This is a genomic window from Arthrobacter nitrophenolicus, from assembly GCF_000332815.1.
Taxonomy (GTDB): Bacteria; Actinomycetota; Actinomycetes; order Actinomycetales; family Micrococcaceae; genus Arthrobacter; species Arthrobacter nitrophenolicus.
This window is the reverse complement of sequence record NZ_AOFD01000008.1, coordinates 1-23,651: the sequence shown is the minus strand read 5'-3', so window position 1 is coordinate 23,651 and position 23,651 is coordinate 1. Positions and strand designations below refer to the sequence as shown.

The following is a 23,651-nucleotide window of genomic DNA, read 5'->3' as shown; positions in this document are numbered from 1 at the left end:
GGACCCTATGACAGAGTCCCGTCCGCCGCGCCACGCCGGCGACGCACCCCGCACGGGGCTGGGATACCGGTCCGTGCTGGCCGGGGCACTCCTGCTGGCGGCAGTGTTCGGCGGCGCGCTGGCGCTGGACGATCCCCGGGTCAAGCATCTCCTGGACGTCCGGATCGGCCCCGGCAATCAGCAAGCCAAGCCGAGGGAAGGCGGCAACCCGTCCGGCGACGCCGGTGCGCCACAACCTGCCGAAGCCCGCGTTGGCACTCCTCCCCCGGGCCATGAGGAAGCAGATTCCCCGCTGGGTACCCCCGTCCCGCCCGCCGTCGGCAGCGACTCCTACCGTTTCCTGGCCGTCAACGGAGACGGCAGCCCCGTGGGGTATTCACCCTGCCGTCCGCTCCACTACGTGGTCAATGCGGATCTTGCCCCGGCCGGCTCGGAGCAGCTTGTCCCTGACGCCATCGCCACCATCTCGGCAGCAACCGGGATTTCATTCATCTATGACGGCACCACGGGAGAGCAGCCCTCGCCGCAGCGGCCGCCCTACCAGCCTGACGCCTACGGCGAGCGCTGGGCGCCGCTGCTCATCGCCTGGACCACGCCCGAGGTGGCCCCGCAGCTCGCGGGAAAGGTGATCGGCACCGGCGGCAGCACCCATTTCAGCTACGACGGCGGACCCAAGACGTTCGTCACCGGCGGGCTGGACCTGGATGCGCCGCAGATGGCCAACGAACTGCTGAATCCGGACGGCCACCTCTACGCAACCGCCGTGATCCTGCACGAGCTGAGCCATGTCATGGGCCTTGACCATGTGGAGGATCCCCGGCAGCTGATGTACCCGGAAATCGGCACACCGGAGGGGCTGTCCGCCGGTGACCTCAACGGCCTTTACGAGTTAGGCAAGGCGCAGTGCCGGAAGGACCTCTGAGCAGCGGGACTTGGCGCGGCTAGCCCCGCAGGAGCGCCACGGCGTCGTCCACCGTGTCCACCAGGAATATCCGCTCCTCCATCGCCCGGCCTGCCGCCATGGTCCGCAACAGGGGCCACGCCGGATACTCGTGTTCCCAATGGCGCCTGCCCACCAGGACCATCGGCGTGACCTTTTCCCTGGCCCCGTAGTAGTTCTCGCATGCGTCCTGGAAAATCTCCTGGATGGTGCCTGCCGCTCCGGGCAGGAAGACGATGCCGCCCTGGCACAGTTCCAGCAGGATTGCTTCGCGGATGGCGTTGGCAAAGTACTTGGCAATGGCGGTGGCGAAATAGTTGGGCGGCTCATGGCCGTAGAACCAGGTGGGGATTCCCAGTGACGGCGTTCCGCCCGGATAGCGTTCGACGACGGCCGCCGCCGCGCGTGCCCACGCCGAGACCGAGGGACGGAAACCGGGAACGGCGGCGAGCATGTCCAGCGCAGCCGGGAGCGCGCCGTCGTCCGCCTGGCTGAGGTAGGCGCCAAGGTTGGCCGCCTCCATGGCGCCCGGTCCCCCGCCGGTGGCAACGGAGAATCCGTTCTGTGCCAACAGCCTGCCGAGCCTTGCCGCCGCCGCGTAGTCCTCGCTGCCACGCTGTGCCGCGTGCCCGCCCATGACGCCCACCATGCGGCGCCCTGACCAGGGAGGGGATGCTGCCAGTTCTTCCAGCGCGTCGCCAATGGCATGGTCGTGCAAGGCAGAGGCAAGCGTCGCGTCCACCCGGTGCCGCAGCCCGGGCTGGATGCTCCACTGGTAGATCCGGGCATCGGGCAGGTCCTCGTAGCGCGCTTCCGCGAGGCCCGCATAGAGCTCCCCGGGCGTGTACAGCGTGGAACGGTACGGATTGAAAGGCACCCCCGCAAGACGGGGAAAGATCAGCGCCCCGCGCCGCCGCAGGCCGTCCTCCACGCCGTCGTCAAATGTGCAGCCCATAAACAGGGCGCCCGCCACATCCAGCCCGTCCAGGACAGCGGACCTGCCCCGCAGGTCCAGGGACTGCGCATGCCAGCCCTGCAGGTGCACCGCGCCGGCGGACACCAGCCGGTCAAAGCTTTCGAGGTCCTCCACCTCCAGGCTGTGGGGATTGGGTCCAAGGTTCCCGGACAGATTCATGCGCACCGCCACCTTCCACTGCTTATCCCCACAGCGTAGGCCACCCACAAAGCAGCGCCCGAGACCGCTGCCCCGGCCGCTGCCACCCTTGACCCTGCTATCGCGCCTGCTACGATCAGGGAAGAAAGTATGTCCTATCAAGAGAACATATGGCGGCAAAGCGGCCGAAACACCTTACGGGGCAGGCTGGAACCGCACTGTAGAACAGGAACGAAACGTGGCGAACAAGCTGGGTCTCAATATCGACCGATCCTCCCCCGTACCCCTCTACCACCAGGTGGTGCAGGGCATCGAGGCCGCGATCTACAGCGGTGTCCTTGAGCCGGGAAGCCGGCTGGACAATGAGATCGACCTCGCGGCCCAGCTGAACCTGTCCCGCCCCACCATGCGCAAAGCCATGGATGAGCTTGTCCGCTCCGGCCTGCTGGTCCGCAAGCGCGGAGTGGGAACCCAGGTGGTATCCAGCCAGGTGCGCCGTCCACTGGAGCTGTCCAGCCTGTATGACGACCTCACCAACAACGGCAAGAAACCCACCACAGACGTCCTGAGTTTTTCCCACATCGAGGCGGACGACGCCATCCTCGCAACACTCCAGCTTCCGGAAGGATCGAAGGTCTACCACTTCACCCGGCTGCGGAAGGTTGGCGGCAAACCCCTGGCCCTGATGGAGAACTGGGTCCGTGATGACATCGCGGAGATGGACCAGGCCATGCTCTCCTCCGAGGCCTTTACTCCATCCTCCGCCGCGGCGGCGTCAACTTCCGGCTAGCCACGCAGCGGATCGGGGCCATGACCGCCAACGAATACCAGGCCTCCATGCTCGAAACCGTGGAAGGATCGGCCCTCGTGACCATGGAGCGCACAGCGGTTGACGACACCGGACGCCGGGTGGAAACGGGCCAGCACGTGTACCGCGCCGATTCCTACAGCTTTGAAATGACACTCGTACAGCGCTAACCCGCAAGGAGCACACTCCATGACCAACTGGGTCTACCCCCTTGGCACCGCCGCCGACGGCAAGTGGGACGTCTCGATCGGCACCTCCGATTCCTCCCTCACCGTGGACGGCTGGGCACACACGGGACTGAAGGTCGCCACCCTCGCCGCAGGGTCCGACGTCGTCCTTCCCGCCGCGGATGAGGAACGCATCGTAGTGCCGCTTCAGGGATCCTTCACCGTAACGGTCGACGGAACCGGCTATGAACTTGGCGGCCGCGCCTCCGTCTTTTCCGGCCCCAGCGACGTCCTGTACTCGGGAACCGGCAGGGCAGTGTCCATCAGTTCCGCCGCCGGCGGGCGTGTGGCCGTTGCCACCGCGCCCGCCAGGAACTCCTACCCCACCCGCCTGGTGACGGCCGCCGAGACTCCCGTAGAGCTGCGCGGTGCAGGAAATTGCTCCCGCCAGGTCCACAACTTCGGCACGCCCGCCGCGCTGGAGGCGGACCGTTTCATCGTGTGCGAGGTCCTCACCCCTGCCGGCAACTGGTCCTCCTACCCGCCGCACAAGCATGACGAGGAGAAAGAGGGCGAGACGCGCCTCGAGGAGATCTACTACTTCGAGACCCAGGTGGCTGCCGGAGCTGCAGCACCGGAGGACGCCGATGCCATCGGCTACCAGCGCGTCTACGCCTCGGATGAACGGCCCATCGACGTTTCGGCAGAAGTCCGCACCGGCGACGTGGTCCTGGTCCCCTACGGCTGGCACGGCCCCGCGATGGCTGCACCCGGCTACGACCTGTACTACCTCAACGTCATGGCGGGGCCTGGCCCGGTGCGCGAGTGGCTGATCAGCGACGACCCGCACCACGGCTGGGTCCGCCAAAGCTGGGACAACCAGGACATCGACCCGCGCCTGCCGTTCGGCGGCTGACACACCTGCCGCCGCCGGGATAGGCCGGGCGCTGACATCCCTCTGGCCAAAAACTCAGACCGGGGAGGGCTCCGCTTCCTTCACGGGTACGGGTGCGGGGACCTCGGCACGAGCCTGGGTCTGCTTCGCGGCTGCCGCCGCGCAGGCCATGACTGCCAGGCCCAGGCCCAGTAGGGTGATGCCGGCACCCGCCCAGATCGGTGACGTGTAGCCCAGTCCTGCCGTGATGGTGACGCCGCCGAGCCATGCGCCCAGGGCGTTGCCCACGTTGAAGGCACCGATGTTGGCGCCGGAGGCCAGGGTGGGAGCGTTGCTGGCGTACTTCATCACGCGCATCTGCAGGCCGGGCACCGTGGCGAATCCGAAGCCGCCCATCAGCAGCAGTGAGGCGATGGTCAGCGCCTGGCTGCCCGCCGTCAGCGCGAAGACCACCAGGACCACGAAGAGGGCTGCGAGCACCACCAGCAGGGTGCGGTCCACATTACGGTCTGCAGCTTTGCCGCCAAGGGTGTTGCCGGCGAACAGCCCGACGCCGAAGAGGATCAGAAGCCAGGGAACGGCAGTGGCGGCGAAGCCGGATACTTCCGTGAGCGTATAGGCGATGTAGGTGAAGGCACCGAACATGCCGCCGAAGCCGAGGATGGTCACGATGATGGAGAGCCAGACCTGGCGGGAGCGGAAAGCCGCCAGCTCGCGGCGCAGCCCGCCCGCCTCGGCCTCGGCTCCGGCAGCCTTCGGCACCAGGAACAGGATTCCGGCCAGTGCCGCCAGTCCTATGACGGCGATGGCCCAGAACGTGGCGCGCCACCCAGCAGCCTGTCCCAGCAGGGTTCCGAAGGGCACACCCAGGACATTGGCGGCGTCAGGCCGGTGAACATGAGGGCGATGGCGCCTGCCTTCTTGCTGGGAACCACCATATCGGCCGCCACCACGGCTCCGATGCCGAAGAAGGCTCCGTGCGCGAGTGCCGCGATGACCCGGCCAAGCATCATGGGCCAGTAGTCGGCGGCAGTGGCGGACAGCAGGTTGCCGGCAATGAACAGGACCAGCAGGGCGGCGAGCACGGGCTTGCGGTCGAGGCGCGTCACAGCGGCGGTCAGCCCGAGGGCTCCCACAACCACAGCCAGCGCATAGCCGGAAATAAACCAGCCGGCGGAAGCTTCGCTGACGCCGAAATCTGCTGCCACCTCGGGCAGCAGGCCCATGATGACGAATTCGGTGAGACCGATCCCAAAGCCGCCGAGGGCTAGGGCTAGAAGGCCGAGAGGCATGCGGACGCTCCTTTGAGCTGTACGTGTCGGGGGAACGCGCCTAGAATAGTTGCAGGCGCGGGATTTATTGTTGCACATGCAAATATCCCGCGCAAGCAACTATTTCCGTATCCGCTGGCGGCCGCCTCCCGGCTCCCAGCCAAAAGGAGTAAACACCATGGGCATCAAGGACGACGCCGTCGAGGTCCGCGCGCAAGGATGGCGGACCCTGGCGGCACTTCACGGCCTGATTGAAGGCGAACTTGAGCGTGCCCTCCAGGCCGGATCGAAGCTCTCAGTCGTGGAGTACACGGTCCTGGACGCACTGAGCCGCCAGGACGGCTGGCACATGCGGATGCAGCAGTTGGCCCGCGCCACAGCCCTGAGCCCCAGTGCCACCACCCGCCTGGTCAACCGGCTCGAGGACCGGGGGCTCCTCACCCGGATCCTGTGCGACGATGACCGGCGTGGCATATACACCGAGCTGACGGCAAACGGCAGCAGCCTCCTGGCGGAGGCCCGTCCCGTGCATGACGCAACGCTGGAACAGGCACTTAACGAAGCGCAGGACATCCCCGAACTGGCACCCCTCGTGGACGCCCTCCCCAAACTGCACGCAGTGAGCTGACCGGCTTTCCCTGCGTATCAGGCATCCGGCTCGGCACCGCGCTTGCCACCCTTACCGGCAAGCCGCTCGCCAGCGACTCCTGGGCGGCGTCGGCAACCCGCGATGCTGCCACGGCGTCCTCGGGGGTGCAGGGGTTTTTCCTGCGCCCCAAAATCAGCTCCACGAATGCCTGCATTTCCGATCTGTACGCCTGGTCGAAGCGCTCCGCGAACGTTCTGTGTGGCTTCCCCGCCGGAAAGGCGACACCGGGTTCGGCGGAAACCATCGCCGACCTGTCGTCCAGCCCCACCACCAGCGATGCGGCCGAGCCCTGGATCTCCAGCCGGACATCGTGGCCCGCCCCGTTGTAGCGGCTGGCGGAGACGGTCCCTACCGTGCCGTCGTCGAACGTCACCAAAGCCAGCGCGGTGTCCACATCTCCCACGGACCCGATGGCCGCGTCACCGTTGTTCGAACCCTTGGCGTACACCTCCACGATCTCGCGGCCGGTCAGCCAGCGGAGGATATCGAAGTCGTGGACCGAACAGTCACGGAACAAACCCCCGGACGTGGCCAGGAACTCGACAGGCGGCGGCGCCACGTCGCAGGTGACGGCCCGGAGCGAATGGATCCAGCCCAGCTCCCCGGCCCGGAAGGCGCGCCTGGCCTCAAGATAGCCGGCATCAAAGCGCCGCTGGTGGCCGACCTGGACCACTCCGTTGTTGCTGCGGATGTAGTCCAGCACGGGCAGGGCGTCCTCCACGTTCATGGCGACCGGCTTCTCGCAAAAGACGGGAATCCCCGCATCCACCCCGGCGCGGATCAGCTCGGGGTGGGTCCCGGTCCCGGTCGCGATCACGAGCCCCTGGACCCCCGAGGCGAGCAGCGCCTCCACGGACGGCAGGAACTCGGCATCAAGTTCGGCCGCCACGTTGCGCGCGTGCTCCTCCGCGACGTCCGTCAGCCGGAGCCGGACGTCGATTCCGTGGAGGAGTCCATTGAGCGCTGCGATGTTGTTGGTATGCATCACCCCGATCCGGCCCACACCGACCAGGCCAAGCACTACGCTTCTCATGGCTTTTCCTCTGCGTAGACGCTGAAGGCGGCCCGGAAGGCGTCAAGGGCCGCGGTGCTGTCATCCTTCGCCCAGGCTTCCATGCCAACGGTTCCCTCATAGCCGGCGTCTGCGAGCGCCCGGGCCACTGCCCCGTAATTGATCTCCCCGGTGCCGGGTTCACAGCGGCCGGGCACGTCCGCCACCTGGATCTCACCGATGTACGGCAGGGCGGACCGCACCAGTTCGATCAGGTTTCCCTCCCCCAACTGGGCGTGGTACAGGTCCAGCATCATCCTGCATGCGGATGGGCGGCCGCTTCCACCAGCGCCAGCGTGTCCTTGGCCCGCGCCAGGGGGATCCCGGGGTGGTCCAGGATCGTATTGAGGTTTTCCAGGCAAAAGGTTACGCCGTGCCTTTCGCCCAACCTCCCGAGCCGTTCCAGGGTCCGCGCACCCGTGGCCCACATGCGGCCGGTGGAACGGTACACGGGGCGGGCGGCCCGGCCGTCCACCAGTTCGCCGGGGTGCACCACCATGCGGCTGACCCCGAGTTCCAGGGCAGTGGGAATCAACGCTTCGGCGGTGCGGACCACGTCGTCGGCAGTGTCCGGGTCCACCAGGCTGCCGGCCGAGTAGCCCGTCATGGAGGAAAAGACGGCACCGGTGGCCTTCAGTGCCTGGAGGTCCTTGCCACGCGAATCCCAGATCTCGACGTCGAATCCGGCCTCGTGGATCCTCTTGACCCGCTCAACAAACGGAAGGTCGGTGAAGACCATTTCCGCGCAGACCGCGAGGCGCATCAGACGGCTGCCTTCTCAGCGACGGGAACCGGGGCACCGCTCTTGACGGACTCGATGCAGGCGAGCGCCATGGCCAGCGCCCGGCGGGCGTCGGCAGCCCCCGGGGTGAGGGTGACACCCGACGACGGTACGGGCCCGCCGTCGCGCTTTGCCCGCACTGCCGCGGCGAAATCGGCGAGTTCGTCCGTGTATGCCTGGCGGAAGAGCTCGATGTTGAGCCGCGGGGTATCTGCGGAAAGCCCGTCCGCGGTGTAGCGGCGTGCTGCTGTTTCCGTGGAACGTCCGGCCTGCACCATGCCTTTCGAGCCGAAGACCTCGCCGCGGATGTCATACCCGTAAAGTGCGCTGAAGTTGGCCTCGGCCACTGCGATGGCGCCGTTGCTGTACCGGATGGTCACCACGGCGGTGTCCAGGAAACCTTGGTCACGCAGGGACGGCTCCACGAGCGCATCGGCCACAGCGTAGACTTCCACGGGCTCGGCACCCTCATTGAGCCAGTTGAGGGTGTCAAAGTCGTGGATGAGGGTCTCCAGGAAGATGGTCCAGGCGGGCACCCTTGCTGCATTGGGGATGCTTCCGTTGCCGGGATCCCGTGTCAGCGAGCGCAGGAGCTGCGGTGTCCCGGCAACACCGTCCGCCAGGTCTTTCTTGGCGGCCCGGAAATCGTCCGCGTACCGGCGGTTGAAACCGATCTGGAAGTGCACGCCCGCTTCCTCTACCGCGGTGAGTGCGGCGTCGAGCTCCTCCAGTCCCTGCCCGCCCGGCTTTTCGCAGAAGACGTGTTTCCCCGCAGCAGCTGCCTGCGCAATCAACGGGGCATGGAAGCGTGCAGGCTGGCAATGACGACGGCGTCGATGTCCGGGTCGGCCAGGAGGTCGTCTGCGCTGGCCGTGACCTTTGAGGTGCCAAGTTCCCCGGCCAGTGCACGGGCGGATTCGACGTTGGGGTCTGCGATGGCGGCCAGAATGGTGCCCGGGACACGGCGGGCGATGCTTTCCGCATGGAAGGCGCCCATCCAGCCGGAGCCGATGAGCCCGATCCGGACCGGGGCCGCGCCTTGTGGTGGATCCTGGATGATGTAAGCCATTGGCTCGTCCTTTCAAGTAGTCAGAACAGGTGGAAGTTCAGTCGGGTGAGCGTCCCGGGAATCCAGAACGGAGGACACCCGCAGGCGGCCGGGCCCGTCCGGATTCTCCGGCGGGCCCGGCGCAGGTGTCCTGCTACACGTGCCGCGGGCTGTCTTCCTTCAGCGACTCGGAGGTGTGGGCAACCTCGGCCTGGACCTCCTTGACCACGTCGCCGTGTCCGCCCAGCTGTTCAAGCTCGTGGGCGAGTTCGGCGAGTTCGGCGCCACCGGCCATCTGGGCGGTGAGCTCGTCCAGGGTGATGTCCTTCTTGTCGTAGTAGCCGATCGACTTTCCGCGCTTGAGCAGCAGGAAGCGGTCCCCGACAGGGAAGGCATGGTGGGGGTTGTGGGTAATGAAGATGACTCCAAGGCCGCGGTCCCGCGCCTGGAGGATGTAGCGCAGGACCACGCCTGACTGCTTCACGCCGAGGGCCGCCGTCGGCTCGTCCAGGATCAGGACCTTGGCGCCGAAGTACACCGCCCGGGCAATGGCGACGCACTGCCGCTCACCGCCGGAGAGCTGGCCAATGGGCTGCTCGACGTCGCGCAGGTCGATGCCCATGTCGGCGAGTTCCTTCTTGGTGACGTCCTTCATCGTCTGGACGTCCAGCTTCTTGAAGGGCCCGAAGCCGGTGGTCAGCTCCGAGCCCAGGAAGAAGTTGCGCCAGATGGGCATCAGGGGAACCACGGCTAGGTCCTGGTAGACGGTTGCGATGCCGACATCCAGGGCGTCCCGCGGCGAACTGAACTTGCGCTCCTCCCCCATGACCTTCAGGACGCCTTCGTCGTGCTGGTGCAGCCCGGCGATGATCTTGATCAGGGTGGATTTGCCGGCACCGTTGTCGCCAAGGACGCAGGTGACCCGGCCGTTGTCCACGGCCATCGTGACGTCGGTGAGGGCGACGATGCTGCCGTAGTGCTTGCCCACGCTCTCCAGGGAAAGCAGGTGGACGGGGGTGTGGGTCAGCGGGTCCTTCTCATCCTTGAGGAGCTGCTGCTGGTCGATTTGATTGGCACTCATGGTTATCAGCCCTTACTTGCGTCTGCGCGCCGCTTGACGATCAGGTTCACGATGGTGGCCAGGAGCAGCATCAGGCCCAGGAAGAACTTGAACCAGTCGGGGTTCCACTGGGCGTAGACGATACCTTTGTTGGCCATGCCGAAGATGAAGGCGCCGATCGCGCCACCCACTGCCGAGCCGTAGCCGCCCGTGAGGAGGCAGCCGCCGATGACTGCGGCGATGATGTAAAGGAACTCGTTGCCCACGCCTTCTCCGGACTGCACGGCGTCGAAGGCGAACAGGTTGTGCATGCCAAGGACCCAGCCGCAGAAACCGACGGCCATGAAGAGGCCGATCTTGGTTGCCTTGACCGGCACGCCCACGGCACGTGCGGCGTTCGCGTCGCCGCCTACGGCGAATATCCAGTTGCCCACCTTGGTCCGCAGCAGCACCCAGGATGCCACGGCGACAAGCGCGATCCAGATGAAGACAGTGTTGTTGACGTCCACGCCGCCGATTTTGACCGAGGAGGCGAAGACCGCCCGGGCTGCCTGGTAGCCGTCCATGTCGGAAATCGACGGGGAGGACACGCCCCCGCCGATCATGCGGGTCAGTCCGAGGTTGAGGCCCGTCAGCATCAGGAATGTGGCGAGGGTGACGATAAAGCTCGGCAATTTGGTCTTCATCAGGATCCAGCCGTTGATGAAGCCGATGCCCAGGGACACGACGAGCGCCAGGACCACGCCCACCCACACGTTCATGCTGAAGTACCAGCTGAACATGGAGGCGGTGAGGGCGGAGCTGATGACGGCGACGCCGGTGGAGAGATCGAACTCCCCGCCGATCATCAGCAGTGACACCCCAACTGCCATGATGCCGATGGTGGAGCTGCCGTACAGGACGGTGGCAAAGGCGTTCGGCTGGATGAACGTCTGTGAGACGGAGGCGAAAAAGACGAAGAGGACGATGGCGCCGACGAGGGCGCCCACTTCGGGACGTGCCAGGAGCTTCTGGAAAGGGTTGCGCTTGATGAGTCGCTCGTCGCGCAGCGCCGGGGGCTTTGTCACGCTCTGGGTGATGGTCATGATGGTTCTCCTACCTAGGGCCGGGTCCGTGGCCCGGGGCCGCGGACCGGCGGGAGGGGTGTCCCTAGCGGACACCCTCCTTGGCGAATTCGAGGACGGCGGGAGCGGTTTCCTGATCAACGATCGAGGGACCGGTCAACACAGGCTGGCCGCCGCCGACCTGGAAGCCGCCGCGCTTGGCCTGCCAGAGCGCATCAATGGCGCCGTAGCCCTGCAGCCACGGCTGCTGGTCCACCGTGAAAGCGATCTCGCCGTCAACAATTTTTTGGGCGAGTTCGGCATTCATGTCGAAGGAGGCGACTTTTGCTTTGCTCCCGGCGCTGGTCACGGCTTTCAGGATGGTGAGTGTGTAGGGTGCGCCGAGACCGATAATGGCGTCAGCGTCGGCGGTTGCCTGGAGTTTGGCGGTGACCGTTGAGGAAACCTGGGCCATGTCGGTGCCGGGCACGTAGAGGATTTCTGTTCCGGCCACTTTTTCCTTGACACCGGCGCATCGGGCTTCGAGGCCCACATGCCCCTGTTCCTGGATGACGCAGATGGGGTGGTCGAGCCCCAGTTCGCTGAGCTTGGATCCGACGGCGGCACCGGCGAGTTTCTCGTTGGAGCCGAAGTGGGTGAAGGCGCCAAGCTGGGCGGAGACAGATTCGCCGGCATTCAGGCTGACAACCGGGATGCCAGCGTCGGTCGCCTTTTGCAGGGCGTCCTTGAGGCGTCCGGCTTTGCCAGTGTTACTGCGATGCCGTCGACCTTCTGGTCGATTGCCTGCTGGATCAGCTGTGCCTGGCGTCCGCCTTCAGGGTCCGAGGTGTACAGCAACTCCACATTGTCCTTCGCGGAGGCTTCCTCCGCGCCCTTCCGGACGATGTCCCAGAAGGTGTCCCCCGGAGCGGCGTGGGTGATCAGGGCGATCTTCATGCGTTCAGTGGTGGCAACCTGGCCGCCGCCCGTGGTGCCGGCTTGCTCAGTCCTGCCGCCGGTGCTGGAGCAGGCGCTCAAAGCCATCATGGGTGCAACCGCTGCCACCAGGGCCGCTTTCCGCCAGGAAAACTTCTTCACGATAAATCTCCTTTGATTCAGGCCCTCACGCACGCTTCCTTACGTGCATTCTTTTGCCTTCCCCTCGATCATGGTGACCCGGTTCACAAAAGTCAAGACTTTGTCCTGTCATTAGCATGTTCTTACGTAGGAAAAGCCTTGTGTCTTAAACACGCAATGCCCCGCTGAGAGAGTTCTCAACGGGGCATTGCGGGGCGTGGTGGGACAGGAGTCTGTCCGCTACACGCGTCCACCTGCGGGGACTTCCGCTGGGGCACCTGCCAGGTTCTTGAAGTAGTGTTCCAGGTCCTCAAGGCTCTTGTCCTTGGTCTCCGGAACGTACTTCGCCGCAAAGGCAATGGCCCCCACGCCCAGGACTGCGAACACGAAGAAGGTGTTGGACAGCCCTATCGCGGCGAGGAGCTGGGGGAAACCGAAGCCCACCAGGAAGTTCACGATCCACAGGACAAAGGCGGACGCTCCCATGCCCAATCCGCGGATCTTTAGCGGGAAGATCTCAGACAACATAAGCCAGGTCACCGGAGAGATGGCGCCCTGCTGGAAGGCAAGGAACGTCACTGTCAGCGACAGGATGACGAAGCCGCGGGCAGCGCCCTCTGGCAGGATCAGTGAGAAAAGGCCAATCAACAGCAGGGCCGACGTCGTTCCCACCTGCCCGGTGATGAGCATCCGCCTGCGCCCCACCCTGCCCAGCAGCCAGATGCCCACGAAGGTGGCGAGGACAGAGATCACGCCGTTGGCGATGTTGGCCGTCAGCGCCGCCTCCCGGCCGAACCCGGACTCGGCCAGGATCTGGGTGCCGTAGTACATGATGGAGTTCACGCCGGTGATTTGCTGGATGACCGCCAGGCCCAGGCCCACGAAGAAAATCCTGCGAAGCCACGGGATGCCCAGGTCCTTCCACGTGCCCATCTTGGACTTGTAGTCCTCCACGGCCATCGCCTTGACCTCTTCGAACTCCGCGCGCGCGTCCTCCTGCGAGCGGATGCGCTGCAGCACGCTGAGGGTCTCGCCGAAGCTGCCCATCGAGGCCAGCCACCGCGGGCTCTCCGGCATGAAGTTCATGCCGATCCACAAGGCAATGGCCGGCAGGGTGGCGATGACGAGCATCCAGCGCCAGATGCCGCCGGACTCTCCGAAGGTGTTGCCCAGGTAGGCGTTGAAGATGAAGGCGAGCAGCTGGCCGGTGACGATCATCAGCTCGTTCTGGGTGACGATCCGTCCGCGGCGTGCGCTGGGGGAAACCTCCGCGAGGTACACGGGGACGGTCACCGAGGCACCGCCGACGGCGAGGCCCAGCACGAACCGGGCGGCGATCATCACCTCGGTGCTGGGTGAGAACGTGCAGGCAAGGGTGCCCACCAGGAAGATGATGGCCAGGACCATGATCATCTTGCGCCGGCCATTCCGGTCAGCGAGACGGCCGCCGAACAATGCGCCGAAGGCTGCACCGAACAGCAGCGACGACGTCACCAGGCCCTCGGTCAGCGGCGTCAGGCCCAGGTCCTCCTGCATATACGGCAGGGCTCCGTTGATGACGCCGGTGTCATAGCCGAACAGCAGGCCGCCGAACGTGGAAATGATGGTGACGGTCCGGAGCGCCTTTTTGTGGTTGCCGGGCTGCTTCCCTGCTTTTGGCGCCGCGGATAAGGGGTGCGCCTCACTCATGCAGTGACCTTCTGGACGTACTGCTTCATGGTCTCCAGCTGGTAGCGGGACACCTCTTCGGCGTTCTCGTCCTCGGCGAAAACGCTGGAGACCATAACGGTGTCGTCCCGGTCCAGGAAACCGATCTCGTTCAAACCGCCGAAGAACTCATCCCAGTTGACGTCGCCGTCGCCGATCTTCAGGTGCTGGTGTACCCGGACCGGGTTGCCCGGCGGGTTGGTGATGTAGCGAAGGCCGTGGGAGGCATGGTGGTCCATGGTGTCCGCCACGTGGACCAGGCGCAGTTTGTCCCCTGCGGCGCGCATGATATCCAGCGGCGAGTTCCGCATATGGAAGCTGTGCGAGGCGACGTACACCATGCCCACGTTCTTGGAGTTCACACCACGGATCACGCGGATGGCGGCCAGGCCTTCCTCCACGAAGTCGTCAGGGTGCGGGTCGATGAGCAGGTCGATGCCTTCCCGCTCGATGATGGGCAGCAGTTCCTCCATGGAGCGGTAGAAGGCGCGTTCTGATTCCTCGGCCTTTTCCGGGCGGCCGCTGAACTCGGTGTTCATGGTGCTGACGCCAAGGTCAACCGTGATCTGGATGGCGCGCTTCCAGTAACGGACCGCCGCCTCGCGGGCGCCTCGTCCGGGCCGGACCAGCGGAGCACCGGGAGTACGGAAGCGATTTCAATCCCCGCGTTCCTGCAGGCCTTGTTCAACTGGCCCACCAGTTCATCGTCCGCTTTGGGGTGGTTGTAGAAGGGGATGAAGTCCGCATGCGGCGTCATCTGCATGTATTTGTAGCCGAGATCCGCTACCACCTTGGGAAACTCGAGCAGGCTGTGCGAGTGTGGAAGGGTGTGGGGTCAAGGGCTATTTTCACGTAAAACACTCCATCGTGGAACAGTAAGACTGAAGGAGTTTTGTCCGGATACGGCGGGCTGCAACGCCCTGAAGTCGCTTTATCTGGACAAAACTCCCAGCGGCGGCTACTTGTACAGGTCCGGCTTGGCAGCCAGCTTCACGGCCACCTTTTCGCCGTTCTTCTGCGCTTCAACGCCGGCTTCGCAGCAGGCGGCGGTGGCGTAGCCATCCCAGGCCGAGGGTCCGCCGATTTCACCGTTCAGTGCCGCGTCCACCCAGGACTGGATTTCGACGTCGTATGCGGCACCGAAGCGTTCTTCGAAGCCGGGGGTGACGTTGCCGCCCCAGTGGCCGGCGCTGCGCGTGTAAGGACCCTGGTCCCCGCCGATGCTGACAATGCCGTCCTCGAAGGACGCCTGGGTGGCCACCTCGTAGCCGAACTTGGCGTTGACGAAGATTTCGACGTCGGCCAGGACACCTGATTCGGTTTCAAGCAGGACGTGCTGGGGATCGTGCTGGCCGGAGGGGGCGTTCCTGCTGGCCTTGCCAAGGCGGACCTGGACGCTGGTGATTTCCTCGCCGGTGAAGAAGCGGATGGCGTCGAACTCGTGCACCACGGAGTCGTTGATCAGCATTTCGTTGGTGAAGCCCTCTGGCGTGGAGGGGTTGCGGTGCTGGTGGTGCAGCATGAGCAGCTCACCGAGTTCGTGGTCACGGATGATCTTGCCCAGCGAGGCGTATTCGGCGTCGAAGCGGCGCATAAAGCCGACCTGGATGCGCTTGCGGCCGAGCTCAACCTCGGCCTGGACAATCTTCCAGGCCGATTCGGCGTCCGGGGTCAGGGGCTTTTCGCAAAGGATGGGGATGTCCTTGGCGATGGCCTTGAGCAGGATGTCCTCGTGCAGGAATCCGGGGGTTGCGATCAGGACGGCGTTGACGTCGCCGTTGTTGAGCGCTTCCTCGGCGTCGGCCAGGGCGACGGCGCCCGGGATGCCTTCGACGGCGGCCTGCGCACGCGCCAGGTCGACGTCGACGACGGCGGCAACTTCGGCGCCGTGGATGCGCTTGTTGAGGCGCTGGATGTGGTCGGCGCCCATGCGTCCGGCACCGATGACGGCTACGCGGAGGGTTTCAGTCATTGTTCTGTCCTTCGATGTCTGTGGTGGGTGAGGTCAGTTGACCGCAGTACGGGATCCGCAGGAGAGCAGGTAGTTCCGGGTCCGCTTGGCGATGGGCATGGGCACATCGAACGCGACGGGGTACATGTCCTGCTCCACGATGCCGAAGATGGGCCGGTTCAGCGCCTCCACCGCTTCAATGACGGCGCGCAGGTCCGGCAGCCCGTTCGGGGGTTCGGTCATGACGCCGGCCAGGTTCGCTGCCGCCCAGGTCATGTTCTCCTCGTTGACCTTCTTGAGGATCTCCGGGTTGATCTGCTTCAGGTGCAGGTAGCCGATCCGGTCCGGGTAGTTCTTTATCAGGTCCAGGCTGGACGCTCCGCAGTATTCGGCGTGTCCGGTGTCGAGGCAGAGGTTCAGGTACTGCGGATCGGTGGCGCCCAGCAGCGTCTCGATGTCGGCCTGGGCGCGACGTGGGAGTCGGCGTGGGAGTGGAACTGCTGATTCAGGCCGAAGTCTTCCAGCAGGGTCTTGCCAAGGCGGTTGTGGCCTGCGAACAGGTCGCTCCAGGCCTTGTCGCTCAGTGTGCCGCTTTCCACTGCTTCGCCGGTGACGTCGTCCCGCCACATCGCCGGAATGACCACCATATGTTCACCGCCCATGGCCGCGGTGAGTTCGGCGACCTTGCGGGCTGGTTCCCAGGCGGTTTCCCACTGGTCCAGGCCGCGGTGGAAGGCGGTGAAGACTGTACCTGCCGTGACCTTGAGGTCGCGCTGCTTCAGCTCTTCGGCCAGGCGGGTGGGGTCTGTCGGGAGGTAGCCGTAGGGGCCGAGCTCGATCCACTTGTAGCCGGATTCGGCCACCTCGTCGAGGAACCGCTCCCACGGCGTCTGCTTGGGATCGTCCGGGAACCAGACACCCCAGGAGTCCGGAGCGGTACCGATTATCAGCTTGTTCTCAGTCATTGTCAGTTCCTTAGGAGGGTTTCGACAGGCTCAACCACCGGAAGCCGTTAGTTGGAGGGGAAGTTGTAGGAGGCGCCGGAGGCGTGGTGGGTTTCGGGCCAGCGGGAGGTGATGACCTTGCCGCGGGTGTAGAAGGAGACGCCTTCGGGGCCGTAGATGTGCTTGTCGCCGAAGAGGGAGGCTTTCCAGCCGCCGAAGGAGTGGTAGGCCACCGGGACGGGCAGGGGCACATTGATGCCGATCATTCCCACGGTCACGGAGCGCTGGAATTTCCGGGCTGCGGCGCCGGAGGAGGTGAAGATGGCGGTGCCGTTGCCGTAGGGGTTGGCGTTGATCAGTGCGATGCCGTCCTCGAGGGTGTCGACGCGGACGACGACCAGGACGGGGCCGAAGATTTCCTCGGTGTATGCGGTCATTTCGGTTTTGACGTGGTCGAGGACGGTGGGGCCCACCCAGAAGCCATCTTCGTGGCCGGGGACCACGAGGTCGCGGCCGTCCACGACCATGGCCGCGCCGGCGGCTTCGGCTTCGGTGACGATCCGGACGATGCGCTCCTTGGAGCGGGGGTGATGACCGGGCCCATTTCGGCGTCGGGGGCGGTGCCGTTGTTGACCTTCACGGCCAGGGCGCGTTCTTCGACCTTCTTGACGATCAGGTCCGCTGCGTCCCCGACGGCGACGGCGACGGAGATGGCCATGCAGCGTTCGCCGGCGGAGCCGAAGGCGGCGGCGGCGAGGTGGTCGGCGGCGTTGTCCAGGTCGGCGTCGGGCAGGACGATGGCGTGGTTCTTCGCCCCGCCCAGGGCCTGGACGCGCTTGCCGTGCTTGGTGGCGGTCTCGTGGACGTACTGGGCGATGGGGGTGGAGCCGACGAAGGAGATGCCGTCCACGTCCGGGTGGGTCAGGAGCCCGTCGACGGTTTCCTTGTCGCCGTGCAGGACCTGGAACACGCCGTCGGGCAGGCCGGCTTCCTTCCAGAGCCTGGCGAGCAGCAGCGACGGGGAGGGGTCGCGTTCGGAGGGTTTGAGGATGAAGGCGTTGCCGGTGGCGATGGCCATCGGGGCCATCCACAAGGGCACCATGACGGGGAAGTTGAACGGCGTGATGCCCGCGACGACGCCGAGCGGCTCGCGGAAGTTGAAGACGTCGATGCCGGTGGAGACCTGGTCCGAGTAGTCGCCCTTGAGCAGGGTGGGGATGCCGCAGGCGTACTCGATGACTTCCAGGCCACGGCCGATCTCGCCCTTGGCGTCGGAGAGGACCTTGCCGTGCTCTGCGGTGATCAGCGCGGCGAGGTCGTCGACGTGGGCGGCGACGAGTTCGCGGAACTTGAACAGCACGGCGGTGCGCTTGGCCAGGGAGATATCACCCCAGATGTCGGCGGCCTTGCGGGCAGCAGCGACCGTAGTTTCGAGGTCGGCACGGTTGGCCAGCCGCAGCTCTGCGCTGACCTGGCCGGTGGCCGGGTTGTACACGTTCGTAGTGCGGTCGCCCTCGCCGGCGGTTTCGGCGCCGTTGATGAAGTGGTTGATGACAGTGGTTTCGGTGGTGGTGGCAGTCATGGGGCTCTTCCTTGAGTGATGGAAAGGAGGTCAGCCGAGCAGTTTGCGCTGGCGGGCTTTGTGGTCGGTGTAGGTCTGGAAGGCCTGTTTCGTGGAGTCCAGTTCGGAGACCTGGGAGACGGGAACATCCCACCAGGACTCGGAGGACGGGGCGTCCAGCAGCGGGTCGGATTCGACGTGGATCAGGATGGGCCCGGTGCCCTCGGGTGCGGCCTTGGCATCGCGGATCGCCTGTTCGAGTTCGGCGATGACCTTCTCCCCCGGCTCCACGCGGATGACCTTCACACCCAGGGACTCGGCGTTCAGGGCCAGGTCCACCGGCAGGGTGTCGCCTTCGTCGAAGCTGTGCTGTTCCTGGTTCAGCGCGCGGTACTGGGTGCCGAACCGCTGCGATCCCAGGGATTCGGAGAGGGATCCGATGGAGGCGTAGCCGTGGTTCTGGATCAGGACCACGATCAGCTTGATCCGTTCGGCGACGGCGGTGACCAGTTCGGTGTGCATCATCAGATAGGAGCCGTCCCCCACCATAACGACGACGTCGCGCTGGGTTCCGCCGTTGGCGGCTTCAGCCAGCGCCGCGCGCTTGACGCCCAGGCCGCCGGGGATTTCGTAGCCCATGCAGGAGTATGCGTATTCCACGTGGTAGCCGAACGGGTCACGGACCCGCCACATCTTGTGCAGGTCGCCAGGCAGTGACCCCGCTGCACAGATCACCACATCCTTCGCGTCCATGGCGCGGGAAGTGGCGCCGATGATCTCGTTCTGCGCCGGCAGCGGGGTGTGGCGGGTGTCGAACACCTCGTCCACGGTGGTGTTCCACCGCTGCTTCTCCGCCGCGACCTTCTGCTCCAGGTCGGCGCCGACCCGGTAGCCGCCCAGGGCTGCGTTGAGCTTGGCCAGGGCCTTGCGGGCGTCGGCGACGATCGGCAGCGTGGTGCCGTGCTTGTACGCGTCGATCGCGGCGACGTTGATGTTGATGAACTTCACGTCCGGGTTCTGGAACGCGGTCCGGGACGCGGTGGTGAAGTCCTCGTAGCGGGTGCCGATGCCGATGACCAGGTCCGCTTCGGCGGCGATGGCGTTCGCCGCCGTCGTGCCGGTGGAGCCGATCGCGCCGAGGGACTGGGCGTGGTCCCAGGGCAGGACGCCGACGCCTGCCTGGGTGTTGCCTACCGGGATCCCGGTCAGCTCCACGAACCTGGCAAGCTCATCCGCGGCGTAGGCGTACAGGACGCCGCCGCCCGCGATGACCAGGGGCCGCTTCGCAGCCCTGATGGCTGCTGCGGCGCGGGCAATATCCTGATCGTCGGCGTCGGGCCGGCGGATCCGCCATTCCCGCTCGGCCAGGAACTCATCGGGCACATCGAACGCCTCGGCCTGGACGTCCTGCGGCAGCGAGATGGTCACGGCGCCGGTTTCGGCCGGGTCGGTCAGGACGCGCAGGCCGTGGTGGAACGCGGAAAACAGCTGCTCCGGCCGGTTGACCCGGTCGAAGAACTTCGACAGCGGACGGAACGCGTCGTTGACGGTGATGTCGTACGCGTAGGGCTGCTCCAGTTGCTGCAGCACAGGGTCAGCGGCGCGGGTGGCGAACGTGTCGGAGGGCAGCAGCAGCACCGGCAGCCGGTTGGTGGTGGCCAGCGCAGCACCGGTCAGCAGGTTGGACGAACCCGGGCCGATCGAGGTGCTGATCGCGAAGGTCTGCCGGCGGCGCGTGTGCCGGGCGTACCCGACGGCCTGGTGGACCTGGGCTTGTTCGTTCCGGCCCTGGTAGTACGGCATGATCGTCGGGTCAAGCTGCTGGTACTGCTTCAGCGCCTGGCCCACACCGGCCACGTTGCCGTGCCCGAAGATGCCGAACGTTCCCGGGATCAGCCGCTCCCGGTAGTCAACGCCGTTGACCGTGTCCACGGTGTACTGCTTGGAGAGGTATTCGACGACGGCCTGGGCCACCGTTATTCTGCGGGTTCCTGTTTTTGTTCCCATGGCTAGTTCTCCGGGATTTCTGTGGTGTGGTGCAGCAACGAGGCAGCCGTGGCGACGGCGCCGGCGACGTCCCCGTCCTGGGGGTAAAGCAGGGTGCGTCCGACGGTCAGGCCCTGGACACCCGGCAGCGCCAGGGCAGCCTGCCAGCTGGAGAAGACCTCGTCCTGGGTTCCTTCCGGGTCGCCGCCCAGCAGCACGGTGGGCATGGTGGTGGCGGCCATGACGCGTTCCATGTCAGCGACCACCGGCAGCTTCATCCACGTGTAGGCGCTGGTGGAACCGAGGCCTTCGGCGATGGCGATCGACTTGATGACCGCGTTGGTGGACAGGTCATTGCGGACGCGGCCGTTTTCCCGGACCGACAGGAAGGGTTCCACCATGCGATCAGCTTACGCTCGGCCAAGGAGTCGATGGCCTTGGCGGTAGCTCCAGCGTCACCACGGTGTCCGGATCTCCCAGGCAGATACGGGTCAGCATCTTTCCGCCGTCAGCACCAAGCGCTTCCAGGGCGGCCGCTGTGTGGCCGGTGAAGCGGTCATCGAACTCGTTGACCAGGCCGGCGAGGCCACCCCGGTTCATCGAGCCGAACACCAGTTTTCCGTCCAGGGCGCCCAGCAGGAGCAGGTCGTCCATGATGTCCGGGGACGCCAGGACACCGTTCACGGCGGGGTTGGCCAGCGCAATCTGCAGGCGGTCCAGCAACTGGCGGCGGTCCGCCATCGCTACCGGATCATTTCCTACCGCGAGGGCACCGCGGGCCGGATGGTCAGCGGCGACGATGAAGTTCTGCCGGCCGGACTTCAGCCCGGGGTGGCGGCGGCGGGACGTGGCAGCCCGGGCGATGGCTTCCGGATCCTCAAGGCGGATGGTGCTCAGGTGCTCATAACGGCGCGGGTCATCATCCACGGCATTGTTCGAGGCGATCGGGGTGAGGGTCACAGGGAAGCTCCTTCAGGAATGGCAACACCGGGAACCGTGCCCGGGACAGCGCGGCCGCGTTCGGCCAGCAGCGAGGTGACCTCGTCCGGCGTCGGCATGGCATCAGCGCAGGACAGCCGGGATGCGACGATGGCACCCGAGGCGTTGGCGTAGTCCAGGACCTGGGCCAGCGGCCAGCCGGACAGGAGACCGTGGCAGAACGCGCCGCCGAAGGAGTCACCGGCGCCCAGCCCGTTGACGGTTTCTACCGGAACCGGGGCGGACACCACCCGTTCGCTGCGTGTCTTTGCCATCACGCCCTCGGCTCCGAGTTTGACGACAGCGATCTCGACGCCGGCGGCCAACAAGCGGTCCGCCTGCTCGTCCGGAGTGCCCTCACCAACGGCAACCGCGCATTCCTTATCGTTGCCGATGGCCACCGTGACGTGCGGCAGGACGTTGGCGACCTCGGCGCGGGCCTCTTCCTCTGACGCCCAGAACATCGGCCGGTAGTCCAGGTCCAGGACGGTGAACTGGCCTTCAGCCAGGCCGGTCCGCGGGCGCGCCTCGTGCGCGGCAATATGCGCGCTGCGGCTGGGTTCCTGGCAGAGGCCCGTCACTGTGGACCAGAAAATTCCGGCTTCGCGGATGGCGTCCAGGTCCAACTCCTCGGCCTTGATCTGCAGGTCCGGAGCTGTTGGGAAACGGCCATAAAAGTACAGCGGGAACTCGTCCGTAGCGGGTTTGATTGCGCAGAACGTGACCGCCGTCTGGAGTGCCTGCACCGGGGAGACAAACGAATCGTCCACGCCGAACTTTGCAAGTTCACGGTGCAGGTACGTGCCGAAGGGATCATCACCCGTGCGGGTGATGACTCCGGTGCGGCGGCCGTGCCGGGCAGCGGCGACAGCCACGTTCGCCGGTGAACCGCCAAGGTATTTCCCGAAGGACGTGACGTCCTCCAGGTCCACCCCGATATCGTTCGGGTAGATATCAACGCTGATGCGCCCGATCGTGAGAAGCTCGTGGGTCACGGTAATCGCGGACCTTTCTGGTGTGGAACTCTTGTCCTCGACAGGACACGAACTCCGGGGCTGGGATGCCGTGGTGGAGACCACATGGCAATACTTTGCCCCAAAACCAATGTCCTGTCAAAAGTTTGTACTGACATACTTACAACAAGCGTTATTTGGTTCTTCCGGCGGGGCCGCATTTCTTCGGAACCGCCAGCTCGCCCGTGACGTATTGCGCCCGCCCGAAGCCGAACGACCAGTCGCCGGCAGTATTTTCGACATACCCGATAAAGACGTCCTCGCCGGAAACGCCCACGCCGGCCAGCTTTTCTGCCACCGCCGCGAAGAGCCGCTGCTTGGCCTCCTGGGAGCGGCCGCCTTGGGTGAAGATCTGGATCATGACCACTCCCCTGGTGCGCTCGAACCCGAGGCCGGCATCCTGGGCGAAGATCTGCCCCTGCGGATGCTCGGTCAGGATGTGAAAGTAGTCCCGCTCCGGAATTCCATACTCTGCCAGGATGGCGTCGTGGATTCCGCGACTGAGCGTCTGCAGTTCCGCGGCGGTGCGCCCTTCATTGACGTCAATGCGGACAAGAGGCACGTTGATCTCCTTCATTTATTTGTCCTGACATACTAACAAAGCTGTGGAAGATGGAACAAGGATCCCCCAGAAATCGACGGGTTGGGTATTGAATCCACGAACCGCCAGGCGTAGTCTTAAACAACCAATAGGTTGATAAAGCAGTTAGTTGATTAGAAAGCCGCTATGGACTCCGACAACATGGCATTGGACTCGGCCTTTATGGCCCTGGCCGATCCTGTCCGGCGGAGCATCATTGCCCGGCTCAGCCGGGGCCCGGCCACCGTGAATGAACTGGCGGAACCATTCGAAATTTCCAAACAGGCAGTTTCGAAGCACATCCAGGTCCTCGAGCAGGCGCAGCTTGTCACCCGCACCAGGGACGCCCAGCGCAGGCCCGTCCACCTGAATCCCGCACGGCTGGAGGCGCTCACCGCCTGGATCGACCAGTACAGGCTGGTCCGCGAGGGGCAGTTCCGCAGCCTGGATGCCGTGCTTCAATCCAGCGCCGGGCATGACGGCGCCAAGGCAAAGGACAAGAAATGACCAACGCACTGAAGCTCTCCGTCCCCGAAGGCGTCCCCTTCATCGACTACGAGCGCGAGTTCGATTTCCCCGTCGCGGACGTGTTCCGGGCCCACAAGGAGCCGGACCTGATTGTGCAGTGGCTCGGCCCGCGGGGCTACAAGATGGACATCGACCACTACGACTTCCGGACCGGAGGCAGCTACAGCTACCTGCACACGGGACCGGAAGGTGTCCCCTACGAGTTCAAGGGCATCTTCCATACGGTGCGCGAGAACGAATTCGCCATCCAGACCTTCGAGTTCGGCGGCTACCCAGACGTCGTGAGCCTGGAATTCATGACGTTCGAGGACCTGGGCAACGGCCGGACGCGGCTGCGCGGACACTCGGTCTACCCCAGCCAGGAAGCCCGGGACGGGATGGCCCAGTCCGGCATGGAGGGCGGCCTGAGCGAGGGCTACGAGCGGCTCGACGAACTGCTGAGCAGCGCCAAGGTTTAGCAAGCAGAAGTACGACGACGTCCGGCGCCTTCCGTGGAGAA

General features: G+C 65.4%; 14 protein-coding genes and 9 pseudogenes. 6 read left to right on the top strand and 17 right to left on the bottom strand.

Annotated features, from left to right (window positions below):
* The first annotated feature begins 7 nt into the window (after positions 1-7).
* Positions 8-922, top strand: coding sequence for a matrixin family metalloprotease (locus G205_RS04380; protein ID WP_009356910.1), 915 nt, complete (start codon positions 8-10; stop codon positions 920-922).
* Positions 923-941: 19 nt separating this feature from the next.
* On the opposite strand, the gene G205_RS04375 is transcribed toward G205_RS04380, so the two are convergent.
* On the bottom strand, positions 942-2,075 hold the full coding sequence (locus G205_RS04375) for an LOG family protein (protein WP_009356909.1): 1,134 nt from the start codon (positions 2,073-2,075) through the stop codon (positions 942-944).
* Between the two features lie 217 nt (positions 2,076-2,292).
* Here G205_RS04375 and G205_RS04370 point away from each other — a divergent pair.
* Together G205_RS04370 and iolB are read left to right on the top strand one after the other, a co-directional pair.
* Positions 2,293-3,032 (top strand): annotated as a pseudogene (locus G205_RS04370) (GntR family transcriptional regulator).
* 19 nt (positions 3,033-3,051) lie between these two features.
* Positions 3,052-3,945 (top strand): 5-deoxy-glucuronate isomerase, encoded by an 894-nt coding sequence (gene iolB / locus G205_RS04365; protein ID WP_009356908.1) that lies wholly within the window; start codon positions 3,052-3,054, stop codon positions 3,943-3,945.
* Between the two features lie 54 nt (positions 3,946-3,999).
* On the opposite strand, the pseudogene G205_RS04360 reads toward iolB, so the two are convergent.
* Positions 4,000-5,216 (bottom strand): annotated as a pseudogene (locus tag G205_RS04360) (MFS transporter).
* A 157-nt stretch (positions 5,217-5,373) separates the two neighbouring features.
* Between G205_RS04360 and G205_RS04355 the strand changes: the two are divergent.
* Positions 5,374-5,823, top strand: coding sequence for a MarR family winged helix-turn-helix transcriptional regulator (locus G205_RS04355; RefSeq protein ID WP_009356907.1), 450 nt, complete (start codon positions 5,374-5,376; stop codon positions 5,821-5,823).
* On the opposite strand, the gene G205_RS04350 is transcribed toward G205_RS04355, so the two are convergent.
* The 15 genes and pseudogenes from G205_RS04350 to G205_RS04280 form a co-directional block, all read right to left on the bottom strand.
* Entirely contained in the window at positions 5,750-6,877 is a 1,128-nt protein-coding gene (locus G205_RS04350; RefSeq protein ID WP_035752036.1) for a Gfo/Idh/MocA family oxidoreductase, read from the bottom strand. The two genes, G205_RS04355 and G205_RS04350, sit on opposite strands and share 74 nt — an antisense overlap.
* Positions 6,874-7,658, bottom strand: a pseudogene (locus G205_RS04345) (TIM barrel protein). Before G205_RS04345 ends, G205_RS04350 begins: the two are co-directional and overlap by 4 nt.
* A pseudogene (locus G205_RS04340) lies at positions 7,658-8,745 on the bottom strand (Gfo/Idh/MocA family oxidoreductase). Before G205_RS04340 ends, G205_RS04345 begins: the two co-directional pseudogenes overlap by 1 nt.
* 133 nt (positions 8,746-8,878) lie before the next feature.
* Positions 8,879-9,805, bottom strand: a complete 927-nt coding sequence (locus G205_RS04335) for an ATP-binding cassette domain-containing protein (RefSeq protein WP_009356903.1) — start codon at positions 9,803-9,805, stop codon at positions 8,879-8,881.
* Between the two features lie 5 nt (positions 9,806-9,810).
* Positions 9,811-10,869, bottom strand: coding sequence for an ABC transporter permease (locus G205_RS04330; protein WP_009356902.1), 1,059 nt, complete (start codon positions 10,867-10,869; stop codon positions 9,811-9,813).
* A gap of 64 nt (positions 10,870-10,933) precedes the next feature.
* Positions 10,934-11,925: pseudogene (locus G205_RS04325) on the bottom strand (substrate-binding domain-containing protein).
* A 219-nt stretch (positions 11,926-12,144) separates the two neighbouring features.
* A complete protein-coding gene (locus G205_RS04320; RefSeq protein WP_009356901.1) occupies positions 12,145-13,593 on the bottom strand; it encodes a sugar porter family MFS transporter in 1,449 nt (482 codons plus the stop codon).
* Positions 13,590-14,463 (bottom strand): annotated as a pseudogene (locus tag G205_RS04315) (sugar phosphate isomerase/epimerase family protein). Before G205_RS04315 ends, G205_RS04320 begins: the two are co-directional and overlap by 4 nt.
* Positions 14,464-14,569: 106 nt before the next feature.
* A complete protein-coding gene (locus G205_RS04310; protein ID WP_009356900.1) occupies positions 14,570-15,583 on the bottom strand; it encodes a Gfo/Idh/MocA family protein in 1,014 nt (337 codons plus the stop codon).
* A gap of 33 nt (positions 15,584-15,616) precedes the next feature.
* A pseudogene (locus G205_RS04305) lies at positions 15,617-16,527 on the bottom strand (sugar phosphate isomerase/epimerase family protein).
* A 47-nt stretch (positions 16,528-16,574) separates the two neighbouring features.
* Positions 16,575-18,088, bottom strand: a pseudogene (locus tag G205_RS04300) (CoA-acylating methylmalonate-semialdehyde dehydrogenase).
* 30 nt (positions 18,089-18,118) lie between these two features.
* Positions 18,119-20,074 (bottom strand): 3D-(3,5/4)-trihydroxycyclohexane-1,2-dione acylhydrolase (decyclizing), encoded by a 1,956-nt coding sequence (gene iolD / locus G205_RS04295; protein WP_200859130.1) that lies wholly within the window; start codon positions 20,072-20,074, stop codon positions 18,119-18,121.
* A gap of 2 nt (positions 20,075-20,076) precedes the next feature.
* A pseudogene (locus G205_RS04290) lies at positions 20,077-21,013 on the bottom strand (Cgl0159 family (beta/alpha)8-fold protein).
* Positions 21,010-22,026, bottom strand: coding sequence for a 5-dehydro-2-deoxygluconokinase (gene iolC, locus G205_RS04285; RefSeq protein ID WP_009356898.1), 1,017 nt, complete (start codon positions 22,024-22,026; stop codon positions 21,010-21,012). The pseudogene G205_RS04290 and the gene iolC overlap by 4 nt, the downstream one beginning before the upstream one ends.
* Before the next feature lie 151 nt (positions 22,027-22,177).
* The gene (locus G205_RS04280) at positions 22,178-22,606 is read right to left on the bottom strand and encodes a tautomerase family protein (RefSeq protein ID WP_035752050.1); all 429 of its coding nucleotides are present in this window, start codon (positions 22,604-22,606) and stop codon (positions 22,178-22,180) included.
* 165 nt (positions 22,607-22,771) lie between these two features.
* On the opposite strand from G205_RS04280, the gene G205_RS04275 reads away from it, so the two are divergent.
* Positions 22,772-23,131: an ArsR/SmtB family transcription factor gene (locus G205_RS04275; protein ID WP_009356896.1), complete on the top strand. Its 360-nt coding sequence runs from the start codon at positions 22,772-22,774 to the stop codon at positions 23,129-23,131.
* Positions 23,128-23,610 (top strand): SRPBCC family protein, encoded by a 483-nt coding sequence (locus tag G205_RS04270; RefSeq protein WP_009356895.1) that lies wholly within the window; start codon positions 23,128-23,130, stop codon positions 23,608-23,610. Before G205_RS04275 ends, G205_RS04270 begins: the two co-directional genes overlap by 4 nt.
* The last annotated feature ends 41 nt before the right edge of the window (positions 23,611-23,651 follow it).